General features: G+C 65.7%; 18 protein-coding genes. 15 read left to right on the plus strand and 3 right to left on the minus strand.

Annotated elements, in window-relative coordinates; translation table 11 throughout:
* Window positions 1–21: 21 nt before the first annotated feature.
* Window positions 22–1,266 carry an MFS transporter gene (locus BMI85_RS00520; protein WP_078519197.1) on the plus strand — a complete coding sequence of 415 codons (1,245 nt, stop codon included), beginning with the start codon at window positions 22–24 and terminating at the stop codon, window positions 1,264–1,266.
* A gap of 54 nt (window positions 1,267–1,320) precedes the next feature.
* On the opposite strand, the gene BMI85_RS00525 is transcribed toward BMI85_RS00520, so the two are convergent.
* On the minus strand, window positions 1,321–3,054 hold the full coding sequence (locus BMI85_RS00525) for an AMP-binding protein (protein ID WP_078599142.1): 1,734 nt from the start codon (window positions 3,052–3,054) through the stop codon (window positions 1,321–1,323).
* Between the two features lie 242 nt (window positions 3,055–3,296).
* Between BMI85_RS00525 and BMI85_RS00530 the strand changes: the two genes are divergently transcribed.
* From BMI85_RS00530 to BMI85_RS00560, 7 genes are all read left to right on the plus strand, one after another.
* Complete coding sequence (locus BMI85_RS00530) at window positions 3,297–3,602, plus strand: hypothetical protein (protein WP_078599143.1); 306 nt, start codon at window positions 3,297–3,299, stop codon at window positions 3,600–3,602.
* A 188-nt stretch (window positions 3,603–3,790) separates the two neighbouring features.
* Window positions 3,791–4,714 carry a histone deacetylase family protein gene (locus BMI85_RS00535; RefSeq protein ID WP_078599144.1) on the plus strand — a complete coding sequence of 308 codons (924 nt, stop codon included), beginning with the start codon at window positions 3,791–3,793 and terminating at the stop codon, window positions 4,712–4,714.
* A 66-nt stretch (window positions 4,715–4,780) separates the two neighbouring features.
* A complete protein-coding gene (locus tag BMI85_RS00540) occupies window positions 4,781–5,770 on the plus strand; it encodes an MBL fold metallo-hydrolase (protein WP_078599145.1) in 990 nt (329 codons plus the stop codon).
* Between the two features lie 137 nt (window positions 5,771–5,907).
* Window positions 5,908–6,546: a TetR/AcrR family transcriptional regulator gene (locus tag BMI85_RS00545; RefSeq protein WP_078599146.1), complete on the plus strand. Its 639-nt coding sequence runs from the start codon at window positions 5,908–5,910 to the stop codon at window positions 6,544–6,546.
* Window positions 6,543–7,847 carry an AMP-binding protein gene (locus BMI85_RS00550; protein WP_078599147.1) on the plus strand — a complete coding sequence of 435 codons (1,305 nt, stop codon included), beginning with the start codon at window positions 6,543–6,545 and terminating at the stop codon, window positions 7,845–7,847. Before BMI85_RS00545 ends, BMI85_RS00550 begins: the two co-directional genes overlap by 4 nt.
* Window positions 7,844–8,605: an enoyl-CoA hydratase/isomerase family protein gene (locus BMI85_RS00555; RefSeq protein ID WP_078599148.1), complete on the plus strand. Its 762-nt coding sequence runs from the start codon at window positions 7,844–7,846 to the stop codon at window positions 8,603–8,605. The genes BMI85_RS00550 and BMI85_RS00555 overlap by 4 nt, the downstream gene beginning before the upstream one ends.
* Window positions 8,606–8,756: 151 nt before the next feature.
* Entirely contained in the window at window positions 8,757–9,833 is a 1,077-nt protein-coding gene (locus BMI85_RS00560) for a site-2 protease family protein (RefSeq protein ID WP_078599149.1), read from the plus strand.
* 21 nt (window positions 9,834–9,854) lie between these two features.
* On the opposite strand, the gene BMI85_RS00565 is transcribed toward BMI85_RS00560, so the two are convergent.
* A complete protein-coding gene (locus BMI85_RS00565) occupies window positions 9,855–10,595 on the minus strand; it encodes a sulfite exporter TauE/SafE family protein (RefSeq protein ID WP_143594947.1) in 741 nt (246 codons plus the stop codon).
* 4 nt (window positions 10,596–10,599) lie between these two features.
* Window positions 10,600–11,265, minus strand: a complete 666-nt coding sequence (locus BMI85_RS00570; RefSeq protein ID WP_210402291.1) for a TetR/AcrR family transcriptional regulator — start codon at window positions 11,263–11,265, stop codon at window positions 10,600–10,602.
* A 64-nt stretch (window positions 11,266–11,329) separates the two neighbouring features.
* Between BMI85_RS00570 and BMI85_RS00575 the strand changes: the two genes are divergently transcribed.
* The 7 genes from BMI85_RS00575 (at window position 11,330) to BMI85_RS00605 (ending at window position 17,098) form a co-directional block, all read left to right on the plus strand.
* Window positions 11,330–12,649 carry an NAD(P)-binding domain-containing protein gene (locus tag BMI85_RS00575; protein WP_078599151.1) on the plus strand — a complete coding sequence of 440 codons (1,320 nt, stop codon included), beginning with the start codon at window positions 11,330–11,332 and terminating at the stop codon, window positions 12,647–12,649.
* On the plus strand, window positions 12,646–13,548 hold the full coding sequence (locus BMI85_RS00580) for a bile acid:sodium symporter family protein (protein ID WP_078570418.1): 903 nt from the start codon (window positions 12,646–12,648) through the stop codon (window positions 13,546–13,548). Before BMI85_RS00575 ends, BMI85_RS00580 begins: the two co-directional genes overlap by 4 nt.
* On the plus strand, window positions 13,545–14,483 hold the full coding sequence (locus BMI85_RS00585) for an SDR family oxidoreductase (protein WP_078599152.1): 939 nt from the start codon (window positions 13,545–13,547) through the stop codon (window positions 14,481–14,483). Before BMI85_RS00580 ends, BMI85_RS00585 begins: the two co-directional genes overlap by 4 nt.
* Window positions 14,480–15,250, plus strand: a complete 771-nt coding sequence (locus BMI85_RS00590; RefSeq protein ID WP_078599153.1) for an SDR family NAD(P)-dependent oxidoreductase — start codon at window positions 14,480–14,482, stop codon at window positions 15,248–15,250. The genes BMI85_RS00585 and BMI85_RS00590 overlap by 4 nt, the downstream gene beginning before the upstream one ends.
* 251 nt (window positions 15,251–15,501) lie before the next feature.
* Window positions 15,502–15,792 carry a metalloregulator ArsR/SmtB family transcription factor gene (locus tag BMI85_RS00595; RefSeq protein WP_078599154.1) on the plus strand — a complete coding sequence of 97 codons (291 nt, stop codon included), beginning with the start codon at window positions 15,502–15,504 and terminating at the stop codon, window positions 15,790–15,792.
* Window positions 15,793–15,824: 32 nt separating this feature from the next.
* Window positions 15,825–16,850, plus strand: a complete 1,026-nt coding sequence (locus BMI85_RS00600) for a permease (protein WP_143594985.1) — start codon at window positions 15,825–15,827, stop codon at window positions 16,848–16,850.
* Window positions 16,851–16,861: 11 nt separating this feature from the next.
* Window positions 16,862–17,098, plus strand: coding sequence for a thioredoxin family protein (locus BMI85_RS00605; protein ID WP_078546966.1), 237 nt, complete (start codon window positions 16,862–16,864; stop codon window positions 17,096–17,098).
* Window positions 17,099–17,128 lie beyond the last annotated feature (30 nt).

Raw genomic sequence — 17,128 nt, forward strand, 5'->3', positions numbered from 1 at the left:
CACGGCGCGCGCAGGAGGCACATGACGGACGACGCGCAAGAGGCACAGGACACGCCAGCGGGCAAGTTTGGACGCGGATTGCCGGTGGGCATCTGGGCGCTGGGGTTCGTGTCGCTCTTCATGGATATCTCCTCCGAGATGATCCACGCGCTGCTGCCGGTCTATCTGATGACCGGGCTTGGCGCGACGGCGCTGGCGGTGGGCGTGATCGAAGGGATCGCCGAGGCCACCGCCGCGATCACCAAGGTCTTCTCGGGCGCGCTGTCGGACCGCATCGGGCGCCGCAAGGAGCTGGCCGCGCTCGGCTACGGGCTGGCGGCGGTGACGAAACCGATCTTCCCGCTCGCGCCGACATTCGACTGGCTTGTGGCCGCGCGTTTCATCGACCGGGTGGGCAAAGGCATCCGCGGTGCGCCGCGCGACGCGCTGATCGCCGACCTCGCGCCAGGCAAGATGCGCGGTGCGGCTTTCGGATTGCGGCAATCGCTCGACACGGTGGGCGCGTTCCTCGGGCCGCTCGCCGCGATCGGGCTGATGTGGCTGTTCTCGGATGATTTCCGCTCGGTCTTCTGGGTCGCGGTGATCCCGGCCTTCCTGTCGCTCGGGCTGATCCTGTTCGTGGTGAAAGAGCCCGCCCATCCCCGCACGCAACGCCGCGTGCGCAACCCGCTCGCCCGTTCGGAACTCAAGCTCCTGGGCCCTATGTTCTGGTGGGTCGTGGTGGTCGCGACGCTGTTCACCCTCGCGCGGTTCAGCGAGGCCTTCCTGATCCTGCGCGCCAATGACGACGGCATCCCGGTGATGCTGGTGCCGCTGGTTCTGGTGGGCATGAACGCGGTCTATGCGCTGATCGCCTATCCGGTGGGGGCGTTGTCCGACAGGGTCGGTCGCGTCGGGCTACTGCTGGTCGGGCTGGGGCTGTTGATCGCGGCGGACCTGACCCTGGCGCTGGTCAGCGGGATCGGCGGGCTTGCGGTTGGCGTGCTGCTTTGGGGGATGCATATGGGCTTCACCCAGGGGCTGCTGGCCGCGCTGGTAGCCGAAGCGGTCCCGGCAGAGCTGCGCGGCACCGCTTTCGGCATGTTCAACCTCGTGACCGGCGTGGGGCTGCTGATCGCAAGCGTGCTGGCCGGGGCGCTATGGGAGATTGGCGGCGCGCAATGGACGTTCCTGGCGGGCGCGGGTTTTGCGACGACGGCGGCGCTGAGCCTGTTGCCGCTGCGCGCGCGGTTCAATGGCACGCATAAACCCAAAGACGCAGCCTGACGCAGCGAGCGCCGCGCGGAGACCCCGCGCAACGCTCGCAATGCTTGAGACGGCTCAGGCGGTCGCCTCGACCTCCAGTTCCAGCTCCTCGATCATCGCATCGCGCATGACGAATTTCTGCGGCTTGCCCGAGACCGTCAGCGGCAGGCTCTCCTTGAAGCGGATCACCGCCGGAACCTTGAAATGCGCGATCTCGTCGCGGCAGAACGCGCGGATAGCGTCTTCGGTCAGTTCGGCCCCGTTGCGCGGCACGATCCATGCGGCGACGATCTCGCCGAACTTGTGATCCGGTATCCCGAAGACCTGCGCCTGACTGATATCGGGATGGGTGTAGAGGAATTCCTCGACCTCGCGCGGATAGACGTTCTCGCCGCCGCGCACGATCATGTCCTTCACCCGACCCGTGATGTTGCAATAGCCCTCGCTGTCGATCCGGGCGAGATCGCCCGTATGCATCCAGCCATCGGCATCGAGCGCCTCATCCGTGCGCTCGGGCTCGCCCCAATAGCCGCACATCACCGAGTAGCCGCGCGTCAGCAGCTCGCCCTGCTCGCCCACATTGGCGAGCGAGCCATCCTCGCGCACGATCTTCACCTCGAGATGCGGCTGCACCTGACCGACCGAAGACACGCGTTTTTCCAAAGGCGTATCGGTGGCCGACTGGAAGGAGACCGGCGCCGTCTCGGTCATCCCGTAGGCGATGGTCACTTCCGACATGTGCATCTTCGACTGCACCTGCTTCATCACCTCGATCGGACAGGGCGCACCCGCCATGATGCCGGTGCGCAGCGAGGACAGGTCGTGGTTCGCGAAATCGGGATGCTCCAGGATCGCGACGAACATGGTCGGCACGCCGTAAAGCGCGGTGCAGCGCTCGGCGGCGACGCATTCCAGCACGCTCTGGGGATCGAAGCCTTCGCTCGGCACGACGATGGTCGCGCCCTTGGTCACGCAGCCCAGCGTGCCCATTACCATGCCGAAACAGTGGTAGAACGGCACCGGGATGCAGACGCGGTCCTGCTCGGTCGCGAGCATCGCGTGGGTCACGAAATGCGCGTTGTTGACGATGTTGCGATGGGTCAGCGTCGCGCCTTTCGGCGACCCGGTCGTGCCGGAGGTGAACTGGATGTTGATCGGCTCGTTCGGGTCCAGCCGAGCGGTAATCGGATCGAGCGCGCTACGGTTCTGCGCCTCGCCCAGCGCCTCGACATCCGAGAAGCGATGGCATCCGGGATGCTGGGCCTCTCCCAAAGTGATGATGTCGCGCAGGTCGGGCAGTTTCATGGTTTCCAGCTGGCCGGGCTCACTCGTCGCAAGCTCCGGCAGCAGGCGCTGGATCATCGACAGGTAATCCGAGCTCTTGAAGGTCTCCGCCAGCACCAGCCCCCGGCAACCTGTCTTGCGCAGCGCGAATTCCAGCTCGTGCAGACGATAGGCCGGGTTGATGTTCACGAGGATCACCCCGATCCGCGCCGTCGCGAATTGCGTCAGCAGCCATTCCGAGCGGTTGGGCGACCAGATGCCGAGCCGATCGCCATGCCGCAGACCGAGCGCGAGCAGACCCGAGGCGAGCCGATCGACCCGTGCCGCGAATTCCGCCCAAGTCCAGCGGATCCCTTCCGAGGTGAAGATGGCGGCCTCGCGATCGGGCCAACGCGCGGCGGTGCGCTTCAGCACGGCCGGGATCGTGTCCTCGATCAGCGGGGTATCGGTCGGCCCGGCGACATGGGCCAGACCGCGTTTCGGGGCCACACCGAGTTCAGGGTGCGGGTTCGTCTCGCTATGCATGATTTCCTCCTCTGACACCCCATCGCCGGCACATTGGGCCAACGATCCTCCATGGGGGCGCTCATATTAAATGAACGATGGTTCATTTAATGCAACCCTAAAGCGTCGAGACAAGGAATTCCTGCCCTGCTCGCGAAACCGTGTTCGAGACGGTGATCGCCGCGGAGCCCAGCAAAACCTGACGACTCGCCGCGTTTCTGCTATAATGAGAAGATGTCGAATCTTCTGGGGGAGGAGAGAGAATGCGACCGGAACTCACGACGCGCCGCCGCGCTTTGCGTCTTGCGTTCGAGCGTTACATCGAGGCGGACAGAGCGTGGCGAGACGCGCTTGTCGCCTTGAACGACTGGTTTCCGCCGAGTGCGGACCGCCGTCCGGGAATGATCGGAAATCCGGGTTCACCGATACGGCGGCTCTATGACGCGCGCAGCCGGGCGCTGGTGCGCTTTGAGGTCACGCAGGTCAAGCTGGCCACCGCAAAACAACGGCTGGCAGAGCGCCGCGCGCGCGAGTTGCCGCCCGTGTTTCTGATCGGGCCGCCCTGCTGACAGCAATGCGCCGCGTTTAGGCGACGTCCCTTCAAAGTCACGGCGGACGCGTGTTTCCTCCGCCGGGGGTGCTTGTCATTTCCCCAAGGCTGACGCAGCTTCGCAACGGGCAGCACCGTTCTCGCAACGGTGCGGCGGGGTCCGACTCGCGCCTATAGCCCCGATACGCCCCTTCTCTGGAGAGCTTCATGAGCAGTTTCGTCACGATCACCCACGAGGATTGCCTCGGTCACGATACCGGGCCTCATCATCGCGAGCGTCCTTGGCGGCTGGAGACGGTGCGCGGACTGATCGACGAGATGGAGCTGCCGGTGATCGAGGCGCGCGAGGCGAGTGACGAGGATCTCCGGCTGGGCCATGATCCGGCTTATCTTGCCGCACTCGAAGAGGTCTTCGCGCGGCAAGAGCATGCCGATCTCGACTCGGACACCCATGTCTCGCCCGGGTCGCGCCGTGCAAGCCGTCTGGGCGCAGGCGGTGCCCTGCAGGCTGTCGATCTTGTCCTCTCGGGCGAGGCCAAGCGCGTCTTCGTCGCGACCCGCCCGCCGGGGCACCATGCGACGCGGACGCGGGCGATGGGGTTCTGCATCTATGGCAATACCGGGCTTGCGGCGCTTCATGCGCTCGAACGGCATGGCCTGTCGCGTGTAGCGGTGCTCGATTTCGACGTGCATCACGGCAATGGCACGCAGGATATTCTCTGGGACGAACCGCGCAGCCTGTTCATCTCGTCGCATCAGGAGCCCAAGTCGCTCTGGCCGGGCACAGGGGCGCGCTCGGAGACCGGCGCGCATGACAACGTGCTCAACCTGCCACTGGCCAGTGGAAGCGGCGGCTCCGAGATGAAGGTCGCGTGGGAAGACGGGCTGGCGCGGCTCGAGGCCTTCAAGCCCGAGCTGATCATCGTCTCCGCCGGGTTCGACGCGCATCGCGAGGACGATATCTCCGGGCTGCTCTGGACCGCGGGCGATTACTGGTGGCTGACCAATGCGATCCGGAGCGTCGCGCGCCGTTGTTGCGAGGGGCGTATCGTCTCCTGTCTGGAAGGTGGCTACAATCCGACCGCGCTCGCGGAAGGGGCTGCGGCTCATCTCGAGGCCTTGGCGCGCTGATATCCGAGACGCGACAGGCCGGGTCCGGTCCGCTAACCTTCCCCGAAAGACAAAGGCAGGCACGAGATGGCACGTAACCGCTACTATTCCGGCCCTGTCAGCGACCATTTCGACGGCGAGCGGTTTCGCCCGCAGGACCAGCCCTCTACCGACCGCTCCTTTCGCGACATTCTCAAATGGCACCGCGAGGGTCAGCGGGCGCGCTGGCCCAAGCATGTCCCGGTCGAGCCGAACATCCCGCCCGAGCGCAGCGACACGGCGCGGCTGACCATGGTCGGGCATGCCTCGGTTCTCATTCAGGTCGCGGGGCTCAACCTGCTGACCGATCCGGTCTGGTCGGAGCGCGCGAGCCCGCTGCGCTTTGCCGGGCCCCGGCGGGTGACCGCGCCCGGTATCGCCTTCGACACTCTCCCACCCATCGATGCGGTTCTGATCAGCCATAACCATTACGACCATCTCGACACCGTGACGCTGCGCAAGCTGCATAAGCGCCACCGCCCTAGGATGGTGATGCCGCTGGGCACGGATGCGACGGTGCGAAAAGCGGTCCGCGGGGCACAGATCGAGACCGGGGATTGGCATGACCGGATCGCGCTGACTTCCGAGGTCTCGGTCACGCTGACGCCTGCGAACCATTGGTCGGCGCGCGGGCTCGGCGACCGGCGCATGGCGCTCTGGAGCGGGTTCTGGATCGACACGCCGCGCAGCCGAATCTGGTTCGCGGGCGACACCGGCTATGGCGACGGGGCGCTCTTTCGCGATATCCGCGCCCGGCACGGCGCGCCGGACATCGCGGTGATCCCGATCGGGGCCTATGAGCCGCGCTGGTTCATGCAGCCCCAGCATGTCGCGCCCGAAGAGGCCGTGCGCATCTTCACCGATATCGGCCCCACGCAGGCGCTTGGCTGTCATTGGGGGACGTTCCAGCTGACCGACGAGCCGCGCGAGGAACCGCCCGCCCTGCTGGGTCGTAGCCTCGCAGCCTCGGGGATCGCGGCGGAGCGCTTCCTCCCCTTCGCCCCGGGCGAGGTCTATCTGGCACCTTCCACGACCTGAGCGCATTGCCCTGACGTGACGCAGGGTCACGTCAGCGTTGACGGAGTCTCGCTCCCTAAATATAAAACTGACGTCAGTTTCATATTTGGAGCGGAAACGTGAAGCCCTCTCTCGCAAATGCGTCACAGGACGCCGCCGTGTTCTCTTTCCCGGAGCATCTTGCCACGACCAGCGCCGGACGCCCGAAGGGAGAGCGCACCCGCGCCCAGCTTCAGATCGCCGCCTGTAAGGTTTTGCAAGACGGCGGGCCGCAGGGCCTGACCGTGGCGGAGATCTGCAAGGAAACCGGCGTCTCGAACGGCACGTTCTACCTTTACTTCAAGGATCGCAACGCCCTGCTCGACAGCCTGCTTCGGGCGTTCGTGGCCTTCCTGCAACTGGCGATGAGAGCGGCGAGCGAGCGCGAGGGCCATGATGCACCGCGCGCGGCGACCCGCGCCTATCTCCGTCTGTTCGAGCGAAATAGCGGGTTGATGCGCAGCTTGATCCACCCGACCGACGGCTTCCCCGAGGCGCAGGCGGCGTTTCAGACGCTGAACCGAGAATGGATCGAGGCGGTGGTCGCCTCCGTGGAACGCAGGCAGCGGCAGGAGGGCAAGACGGCGCCCCCGCGCGACGAATTGCTGCGCCGCGCCTATGCGCTGGGGGGCATGGTCGATCAGTACCTCTCCAACCTTCTGCTGGCGAAGGACCCGGCCCTGATCGAGATATCGCAGGACCGCGATGCGGTGCTGGAGACGCTCTCGCTGCTCTGGGACCGGGGGATGACGGCATGAGCACCATTCCCGGCGCCGAGAAACTCTCCCGCGCGGAGCTGCAGCCCGAGATCGAACGCAGCTGGCAGGCTCAGCGCGCCCATGTCGCCGCGCATTCCGCATTTTACCAGAACCTCTGGCAGGGGCGCAGGCCCCCCGAGGACCTGCGCGACCTGCCTGAATTGCCGCTCTCCGACAAAGCGCAACTGCGGATCTCGCAGGTCGAGCATCCGCCCTTCGGCGACTACCTCGCCGCCACACGCAGCACCGCCAACCGCCTGCATCGGACGTCGGGCACCACCGGTCAGGCGATGAACCTCGCCCTATCGGCCCGCGACGCGTTGGTGACGCAGGAGGTCGGCGGTCGCTGTCACCGCTCTGCGGGGCTGACGGCGGAGCATACGGTGGTGCATTGCCTGAATTACCAGATGTGGATGGGCGGGCTGACCGATCACATGACGCTGGAGGCGACGGGCGCGCTGGTCGTGCCCTTCGGCGTCGGCTCGACCGAATTGCTGATCCAGACGATCCGCGAGGTCGGCATCACCGCGATTTCCTGCACGCCCTCCTATCCGTCCGTCCTCGAACGGGTCATCGCCGAGAAACATCCCGGACTGACGCCGCGCGATCTGGGCCTCAAACTGGGTCTGTTCGGGGGCGAGCCGGGGCTCGACGATCCCGCCTTCCGCGCCCGCCTGCGCGAGACCTGGGGGATGGAGCCGCGCAACGCAAATTACGGCGTCTCGGATGTCTTCTCGAACTTCGCGGCGGAATGTCCGCATGACACGAAGCTGCATTTCATGGCCGCCGACGTGCTGCATCCCGAACTGATCGACCCCGATACCGACGCGCCGATCCCGCTGGAGGCCGGGGCGCGCGGCGAATTGGTTCTGACCCACCTCGTGCGCGACTGCCAGCCGCTGGTGCGGTTCCGCACGGGCGACATCATCACCATCGGCGAGACCGAGCCCTGCGCCTGCGGCTGCACCGGGTTCCGTTTCTCGGTCGTCGGGCGCTCCGATGACATGGTGGTCGTGCGGGGCCTGAACATGTTCCCCTCGATGGTCGCCGCCGTGCTCAACGAAATCCCCGAGCTTTCGGGAGATTATCGCATCACCCTCGACACGCCGCCGCCCTATGACACCCTGCCCGTCAGCGCCGAACTGGCGGAAGGCGAGCACGCCACGCCCGATCTTGCGCGCAAGGTGGAACAGCGGATCAAGTCGAAACTGGGCGCGAGCGCGCTCGTCACCCTCCTGCCCGCCCACAGCTTCCCGCGCACCGAGGGCAAGACCAAACGCGTCATCCGGAGTTTTCAATGAGCCATTTCAGCTACGACACCGTCCTGAGCCAGCTTGGCGCCAAGGGCGTGCGCACGATCACCCTCAACCGACCCGAACGCCTCAACGCGATGAACCGGCAGCTGGTCGTCGATGTGGCACACGCTTTCGAGGACGCCAATGCCGACCCGGCCACCAAGGCGATCATCTTCACCGGGGCGGGCAAAGCGTTTTGTGCGGGCGATGACCGCAAGGCCCATACCCATCCCGAGACCGAAGAAGAGGCGCGCGAGATCGTGCACGCGATCCAGCGCGCGACCCATGCGATTACGCTCGGCGAGAAACCGGTGGTCGGCGCGATCAACGGCTGGGCCGTCGGCGGCGGCTTGGAATGGGCGATCAATTGCGACTTTCCGATCTGGGCGGAGAGCGCGAGGGGCTTCTTCCCCGAGGTCTCGCTGAACCTGTTCGTTACCGGTGCCGTCACCTCGCTCCTGCCCGCGCTGGTCGGGCTGAACAAGGCGCGCGAGATGCTGACCTTCGGCGACCGGTATTCCGCGCAGGAGATGGGCGAGATTGGATTGGCGTGGAAGGTCGTTGACGATGCCGCGCTGATCGCGGTGGCCGTCCAGACCGCCGAACGGCTCGCAGATCTACCCACCCTGTCGGTCCGCGCGATGAAACGCGTTCTCAATCACGCCGCGGTGCCGGACCTGCACCGGGCGCTGCAACTCGAGACCGATGCCACGGTCGCGGGTTTCCTCGACCCGGAGACGACGCGGCGCGTGACCGAGTTCTGATCTGCGCGGGCAGAAGCTTTTTCAAGCCCCGTCACTTATTGGGATTGCTTGCTTGTGGTGACCGGGACGAAGGGTCAGATTGAGGGCGGCGGACATCCATGTGCCGCGCCCCGCTTTCGGGGCAACCGCACGGCAGAAAGAGAGGGATGACATGAGCTGGTCCTATTCAATCGGCAAGATCGGCGGCACGGTTCTCAGGGTGCATGTCACCTTCGTTCTGCTGATCATCTGGATCACCGCCTCGGCCTGGGCGGCGGAGGGACCGCAGGCCGCGCTGGTCAACATGCTCTTCATCCTGTCGGTCTTCGCCTGTGTCGTGCTGCACGAATTCGGCCATGCGACGATGGCGGCCCGGTTCGGCGTGCGCACCCCCGACATCACCCTTCTGCCGATCGGCGGGCTGGCGCGGCTGGAGCGGATTCCAGAAAACCCCAAGCAGGAAATCCTGATCGCGGTGGCGGGTCCTGCGGTCAATGTCGTGATCTTCCTGATCCTGACGATCTTCCTTGGCGGCAGCGGTTGGCTGAGCGACCTGCAATCGCTCGACAATCCGGCGCAAAGCTTCTGGGGCCGGCTCGCGCTGGTGAACGCGCTGCTCGTCGCGTTCAACATGATCCCGGCCTTCCCGATGGATGGCGGGCGGGTCTTTCGCGCCGTGCTTGCGCTGTTCATGGACCGGGTGAAGGCCACTCAGGTCGCGGCGCGGACCGGGCAAATCATCGCCGTGCTCTTCGCCTATTGGGGGCTGACGAGCGGCAACCCGATCCTCGTGCTGATCGCGGCATTCATCTTCTTCGCGGCCGGAGCGGAAAACTCGGATGCGGCGATGCGTGGCCTTGCCCATCGTTCGGCCGCGCGTGACGCGGTCATCACCTCCTTCGTGTCGCTGACACCCGACGACACGCTCGACACCGCCGCTCAGGCGATCCTGCACAGCTCGCAATCGGAATTCCCCGTGCTCACGCCGGCGGGACAGTTCGTGGGCTTTGTCACCCGCGAGAGCGTGCTGGCTCGGCCCGACCCCGAATTCCGTCAGCGCCCCGTTTCCGAGATCATGTTCGACAATGTGCCCGTCGTGTCGCTGAAGACGGGGATGGACGATGTGCTCGACGCGTTCGCGAAAGGGCGCATTCCGGCCGTGGCGGTGATCGGAAAGACCGGCAATTTCGTGGGCTTCATCAATCGCGAGAATATCGGCGAGTGGTTCATCCTCGCCCGCGGCAGCTAAGAGGGGCGTTCGCGCCCTGCCCTAGAGATAGACAGACAGTCCCCGCCAACCCGCAAGCACCGCCGAAATCGCCATGACCACGATGGCGAGAGAGCGATACTGCGTATTGTCGAGCCGCGCGAAGGCAGCCGTACCCGCCCATGTCCCCAGCGCCAGCGCGGGCACCGAGACCAGCGTCAGCCAGAGCGCATCGCCATTCACCGCGCCTGCCCAGATCAGCCCCGGCGTGGCCAGCAGCGAGGCCACGAAGAAGAACAGAAGCAACGAGGCCCGCGTCTGCACCGCCGTGGTGCCCGCGCCGAGATAATAGGCCACCGCAGGCGGGCCCGGCATCGCGGCCAATCCGGAAAACGCCCCCGAGGCGACGCCCGCCAGCAGCGCGAGCCCGCCATGGGGATGCGGGCGCGCAGGCTTGTAGCGCAACAGCAGCGCCAGCCCCGCCAGCACGGCGAGCGCGATCATCACCCGCGCGGCATCGGCGCTGACGGCAGTGAGCGCGAAAATCCCCGCCGGCGTACCCACGATCGCGCCCAGCGACAGCCGCGCGAGCGAGGGTTTGTGCACATGCCCGTGCAGGGTGAAAAGATCGCGGCACCCGACCACGACCTGCAGCAGCACCGCCAGCGTCACAGCCTCGATCGGCGGCACCATCAGCGAGACGATCGGCACGGCAGCCAGCGCGAAACCGAACCCCGCGATGCCGCGCAGGAAGGCGGAGAAGAACACGGCTGTGATGACCAGCAGGGTCGTTGTGCTCAGCATCCGGTCACGTCTCGGCCTGCGCGATCCGCGCCGCACAGCCCGCCGCGCAGAAGGCGACCAGCCCCTCGACCGAGGCTTGCGCATCTGACTGCGAGGCCAGCGCCGCGATCCGCCATTCCGAGGTCAGGAAGGCCAGAAGGGCCGCGACCGAATAGACGACCCCTTCGGCGACGACCGCCCGGCTGACCTTGGGATGCAGCGCGCAGATCTCATCCATGAAACGCTGCGCGGTCGGGTCGAACAGATCGGTCGAGATATCCGCCCAGGCCGGATCGGCAGAGACCATCGCCACCAGCCGCGCATAGGCCAGCCATTGCGGATCACTGCCCGCCGCCTTCGCCAGATAGGGCCGGAAGAAGCAGCCGAGGATCGCCGTCAGATCGAGCGGCCCCTGCCCCTTCGCCTGCGCCAGAGCCTCCAGACGCAGACGCGCCAGCTCTTCGGCGCGCCGCTCCACCACTTCGCGAAACAGCGCCTCTTTCGAGCCCCCGTGATGGTTCACCAGACCCAGCGGCACCTCGGCCAGCGCGGCGATGTCACGCACCTTCGCACCCTCGAATCCGTCCCGCGCGAACACCGTTTCCGCCGCATCGAGAATCCGTGAACGACTCGCGAGAGAGCGCTTCGACGGCGCTCTAAGCCTTTGTTTCTCGGTCGTCTTTTTCGTCATCAGATCGGGGCTTGCTTATTTTGAACAATGGTTCAATTTAAGAATGTCTGGGAGGAGACGCAACATGACAAATACGAGGGGCACGTTCGCCCTGATCGGCGCGGGCCCGATGGGCCTGGCCGCGGCCAAGGTGCTGGGCGAACAGGGAGTGGACTATCAGGGCTTCGAGCTGCACAGCGATGTGGGCGGGCTCTGGGATATCGAGGGCGCGCATTCGACGATGTATGAAAGCGCGCATCTGATTTCCTCGAAACGGATGACGGAATTCACCGATTTCCCGATGCGCGACGAGGTGGCCGAATATCCCAGTCACCGCGAGATGGCGCAGTATTTCCGCGATTTCGCCGATCATTTCGACATTCGCCGCCATTACCGTTTCGGCGCCGAGGTGACGAAGGTTGAACCGCTGGGCGGCGATGGCGAAGGCTGGCGGGTCAGCTGGCGCGATGGCGAGGGCGAGCATTCGGAGGTCTATGCGGGCGTCTTGATTGCCAATGGCACGCTTTCCGAGCCGAACATGCCGGACTTCCCCGGCCAGTTCGACGGCGAGCTGATCCATTCTTCGGCCTATCGCGACCCCTCGCAATTCAAAGGCAAGCGCGTGCTCGTCGTGGGCGCGGGCAATTCTGGCTGCGACATCGCGGTGGACGCGATCCACCACGGCAAGAGCTGCGATCTTTCGATGCGGCGCGGCTATTACTTCGTGCCGAAATACGTCTTCGGCAAACCCGCCGATACGCTGGGCGGGGCGATCAAGCTGCCGATGTGGCTCAAGCGCAAGATCGACGGCGCGCTGCTGAAATGGTTCGTCGGCGATCCGCAGAAATACGGGTTCCCCAAGCCCGACTACAAACTCTACGAGAGCCATCCGATCGTGAACTCGCTGGTTCTGTTCCACGCAGGCCACGGCGATCTGAAAGTGCGCCCCGATATCGAGCGGCTCGACGGTCACACGGTGCATTTCAAGGATGGCACGCAGGCCGAGTATGACATGATCCTCGCGGCCACCGGCTACAAGCTGCATTACCCGTTCATCGCGCCGGAGCTGCTGAACTGGCAAGGCGATGCGCCGCATCTGTACCTGAACGCGATGCACCCGAAGCGCGACGATCTCTTCGTGCTGGGCATGCTGGAGGCGAGCGGGCTTGGCTGGCAGGGTCGCCACGAACAGGCCGAGATGGTGGCGCGCTACATTCGCGGGCTGCACGATGGCTCGGAGGCCGCGAAGCGCCTGCAGGCGAAGAAGGCCGAAGGGTTCGAGCGCGCGACCGGCGGCATGGCCTATCTCAAGCTCGCGCGGATGGCCTATTACGTGGACAAGGCGACCTATCGCAAGGCGGTCACCGGCTGGATCAAGGCGCTCGGCGGGAAGGCGGCGGCATGACGGGGCTCGACGCGGTTCGGCTGAATTTCAGCCCCGGCGCCCTGCATCTGCTCAACGCGATCCTCGGCATCGTCATGTTCTCGGTCGCGATCGACCTCTCCCCACGCGATTTCCGCCCGCTGGTGCGCAGGCCCTGGGCGCTGATCGTCGGGTTCACGTCGCAATTTCTGGTGCTGCCCGCGCTCACCTTCGGGCTGGTGCTGGCGCTGCAGCCCAGCCCGTCGATCGCACTGGGGCTGATCCTCGTGGCGGCCTGCCCGGGCGGGAATGTCTCGAACTTCTTCACCCATCGGGCGGGTGGGAACACGGCGCTCTCGGTCTCGCTGACCGCCTTCGCCACGGTGGCGGCAATCGTGCTGACGCCGCTCAATATCGCCTTCTGGGGCAGCCTGTACGCCCCGACGCGGGCGCTGCTGCACGAGACCCATATCGACCCGGTAAGCGTGGCGATCACCGTCGGTGTCATGCTGCTCTTACCGCTGATCGCCGGGATTGCGCTGAACCATTACCGCTATGACCTCACGACGCGCATTCGCGATCCGCTGAAATGGATCTCGATGGCGATTTTCGTGGCGTTCGTGGCGCTCTCGCTCAGTGCCAACTGGCAATATTTCGTGCAATTCGTCGGGCTGATCGCGGGGATGGTCGTGATGCACAACGCGCTGGCCTTCGCGGGCGGCTATGGCACCGCGACGCTGGCGCGGCTGTCGCCCTTCGACCGGCGCGCGATCACCATCGAGACGGGCATCCAGAATTCAGGTCTCGGCCTCGTGCTGATCTTCGCCTTCTTCGGCGGCTTGGGCGGCATGGCAATCGTCGCGGCTTTCTGGGGCATCTGGCACATCATCGCGGGCTTCGCGATCTCGACCATCATGAGACAAAAGGAGGCCGCGCGATGACCCGGATTCTGATTACCGGAGCGGGCGGCATGATCGGCCGCGTACTCACGGCTGAGCTGTCTGAGAGCGGCCACGAGGTCATCGCGACCGATCTGGCGGCCCCCGAGACCCTGCCCGAAGCCGTGCGCTTCGTGGCGATGGATGTGACCACCGATGCCCCCGGCAAGGTCATCGCGCGCGAACGGCCGGAGGTGATCGTGCATCTCGCCTCCATCGTGACGCCGGGCGCCGGCATGGGGCGCGAGCTGGCCTATAAGGTCGATGTGGAGGGCACGCGGAAGGTGCTGGAGGCGGCGCATTCGGTCGGGGTTCGGCGGCTCGTCGTGACCTCCTCGGGCGCGGCCTATGGCTATCACGCCGACAATCCCGTGCCGCTGCGCGAGAGCGACCCTGTGCGCGGCAATCCCGAGTTCGCCTATGCCGATCACAAGCGGCAGGTCGAGGAGATGCTGGCCGAGGCGCGCGACACCCACCCTGCCCTCGAGCAGGTCGTGCTGCGGGTGGGTACGGTTCTGGGCAAGGGCACCGACAACCAGATCACCGCGCTTTTCCGCAAGCCGCGCCTGCTCGCGCTGAGAGGCTGCGAGAGCCCCTTCGTCTTCATCTGGACCCGCGATCTCGCGCGCATCCTGATCCGCGCCGCGACCGATGGCCCGCCGGGCATCTTCAACGTGGCGGGCGACGGCGCTTTGGGCGTCACCGATCTGGCGCGACGTCTGCGCAAACCGGTGCGCCGCCTGCCCGCGCTTGGCATCAAGGCCGCGCTCGCCCTCGCCCATCCGCTGGGGCTGAGCCGCTACGGGCCAGAGCAGGTGCGCTTCCTGCAATACCGCCCCGTGCTGGCCAATGACGCGCTGAAGGAGGTCTTCGGCTACACGCCCGAGCTGACCAGCGCGGAAGTTTTCGACCTCTGGGCCTGCGAGGCCGGGCTATGAGCACGCGGGTTGCGGTAATCTCGGGCGGCACCGGGGGGCTTGGGCAGGCGCTCTCGGCGGGGCTGCGCGCCGAGGGCTGGCAGGTCGTGCTGCTCGACCGGGATATCTCAAGTCTGACGGCCAAGCCGAACGAGGAGGCCATCGCCTGCGATCTGACCGATCCGGCGCAGCTTGCCAGCGCCTGCAAAGAAATCCTGACGCGTCGTCCCCGCATCGACCTTGTGATCTACAACGCAGGCGTCACCCAGATCGGGCCGTACTCCGAGCTGACCGAGGCCGCGCATCGCAAGGTCTTCGAGATCAACTATTTCGCGGCGACCGCGATGGCGCGGCATTTCCTCGCCCCCCTGCGGGAAAGCCACGGCACGCATCTGGCAATTTCCTCGGTCGCGGGATTCTCGCCGCTCTACCACCGCACGGCCTATGCGGCGTCGAAACATGCGCTGGAAGGGTTCTTCAAATCTCTGCGTTCGGAGGAGGCCCCTCATGGCGTGCGCGTGCAGATCGCGGCGCCGTCCTTCGTGGCGACCAATATCGACCGGGCCGAGCGGCAATCCGACGGCATCGCGCGCCCCGGTGCGGCTGCGGACGGAGTGGATTACATGACGCCCGAGGCTGCCGCACAGGTGATCCTCGCCGGGCTCAAGCGAGGCCGCCCGATGATCCCGGTGGGCCGCGTCGCGCGGCTCGCATGGTGGATCAACCGCGCCTCGCCCCGGCTGTTCCAGCGGCTCATGGAGCGCAACATCGCGAAGGGCCAATCCTGAGGCCGAACACAGTGACCTTTCGCTAGAGATCGAGAAAAATCGCGCCCGACTTGATCGAGCGCATTGAAGCGACGCACCCCCTTAGCGCTAATCTAGCCCCGGTCCTGTGAAGGTCGGAGGCCCGTGATGCGATCACTCTCATCGATAGTTTCCCGTACCCCGGTGGATGGGTGCGACCGAATGCTCCACCTCGGGTGCGTTGACTCCATTTGCGCGAATGCGCATATGCAAATGTAGAAATGGAGGCACCGATGATCGTGACTGTTCTTTCCGCGCTTGCCGAACCCACCCGGCTGGGGGCGATGCAGCTTTTGCATGACGGGGGCGAGCATTGCGCCTGCGAGTTGATGGCGCGTCTCGATGCCACCCAATCGCGCATGTCGCGCCATATGGGCGTGCTGAAAGCCGCCGGGCTGGTGGTCGACCGGCGCGATGCGCAATGGGTCCGGTATCGGGTGAACCCCGACCTCTCCCCGGAAATTCAGCAGATCCTGAGCGCGGTCATGAAAGCCAGCGCCAGCGCAGAAAGGACCGCGGCATGAGTGTGACACAGCATGAAACCCCGCATGGCGGGATGCCCGGCTGGGCGTGGAGCGTGGTCGTCGCGGCAGGCCTCGTCGCGTGGTGGGTGGTTTACCACCAGCTCCCGGCCCTCTCCGAATGGATCGTCTCGCTGCTGCCGGTCGCCCGCGACACCCATACCGGCGAGGCGCTGGCCTTCTTCTTCTACGACGTGCCGAAAGTGATGATGCTGCTCACCCTGATCGTCTTCGCGATGGGCGTCGTGCGCAGCTTCTTCAGCCCGGAAAAGACCCGCGCGCTTCTCTCGGGCAAGCGCGAGGGCGTCGGCAACGTGATGGCGGCGGGCTTGGGCGTCTTGACCCCGTTCTGCTCCTGCTCGGCGGTACCGCTGTTCATCGGCTTCGTCTCCGCAGGCATCCCGCTGGGCGTCACCTTCTCCTTCCTGATCGCAGCCCCGATGGTCAACGAAGTGGCGCTGATCTTGCTGGTCGGCCTCGTCGGCTGGTCCGTGGCGCTGGTCTATCTCGGCTTCGGCCTCGCCATCGCGATCGTCGCGGGCTGGGTGATCGGCAGGCTCCATGTCGAGGGCTGGCTGCAGGACTGGGTGCGCGACATCCATTCCGGCGCAACCACGCCGGGCGCGGTCGAGAGCGACGATCTGAACATGACCGACCGCTATCGCCTCGGCCTCGAGGCGGTGCGCGAAATCTTCTCCAAGGTCTGGATCTGGATCATCGTCGGGATCGCCATGGGCGCGCTGATCCACGGCTATGTGCCGCAGGATCTGATGGTGCGGATCATGGGCTCGGGCACGTGGTGGTCGGTGCCGGCTGCGGTGCTGATGGGCGTGCCAATGTACACCAACGCCGCCGGGGTCATCCCGATCGTCGAGGCGCTTCTGGGCAAGGGCGCGGCGCTCGGCACGGTTCTCGCCTTCATGATGTCGGTGATCGCGCTCTCCATGCCCGAGATGATCATCCTGCGACAGGTCCTCAAACTGCGCCTGATCGCTGTGTTCATCGGGGTCGTCGCCAGCGGCATCCTCGCCGTCGGCTTCCTGTTCAACGCATTGTTCTAAGGAGAAAAGAGATGAAGGACGTCAAGGTTTACGGCCCCGGCTGCAAGCGCTGCGAAAAGACCGAGGAGATGGTCAAGGAAGCGGCCGCCAAGCTCGGCATCGAGGTCTCGGTCGAGAAGGTGACCGACCCCCGCGCAATCGCCATGGCTGGCGTGATGTCGACCCCCGGCGTCTCGGTCGACGGGAAGCTGGTCCACACGGGCGGCCTGCCGGATAGCGGTAAGCTCGAGGGTTGGCTGTCGGCCTGAGGGGCCACTTAACCCTCCCGAAAAAGAAGA

Origin of the sequence: Thioclava sp. DLFJ4-1 (genome assembly GCF_002020145.1) — a bacterium.
Taxonomy (GTDB): domain Bacteria; phylum Pseudomonadota; class Alphaproteobacteria; order Rhodobacterales; family Rhodobacteraceae; genus Thioclava; species Thioclava sediminum.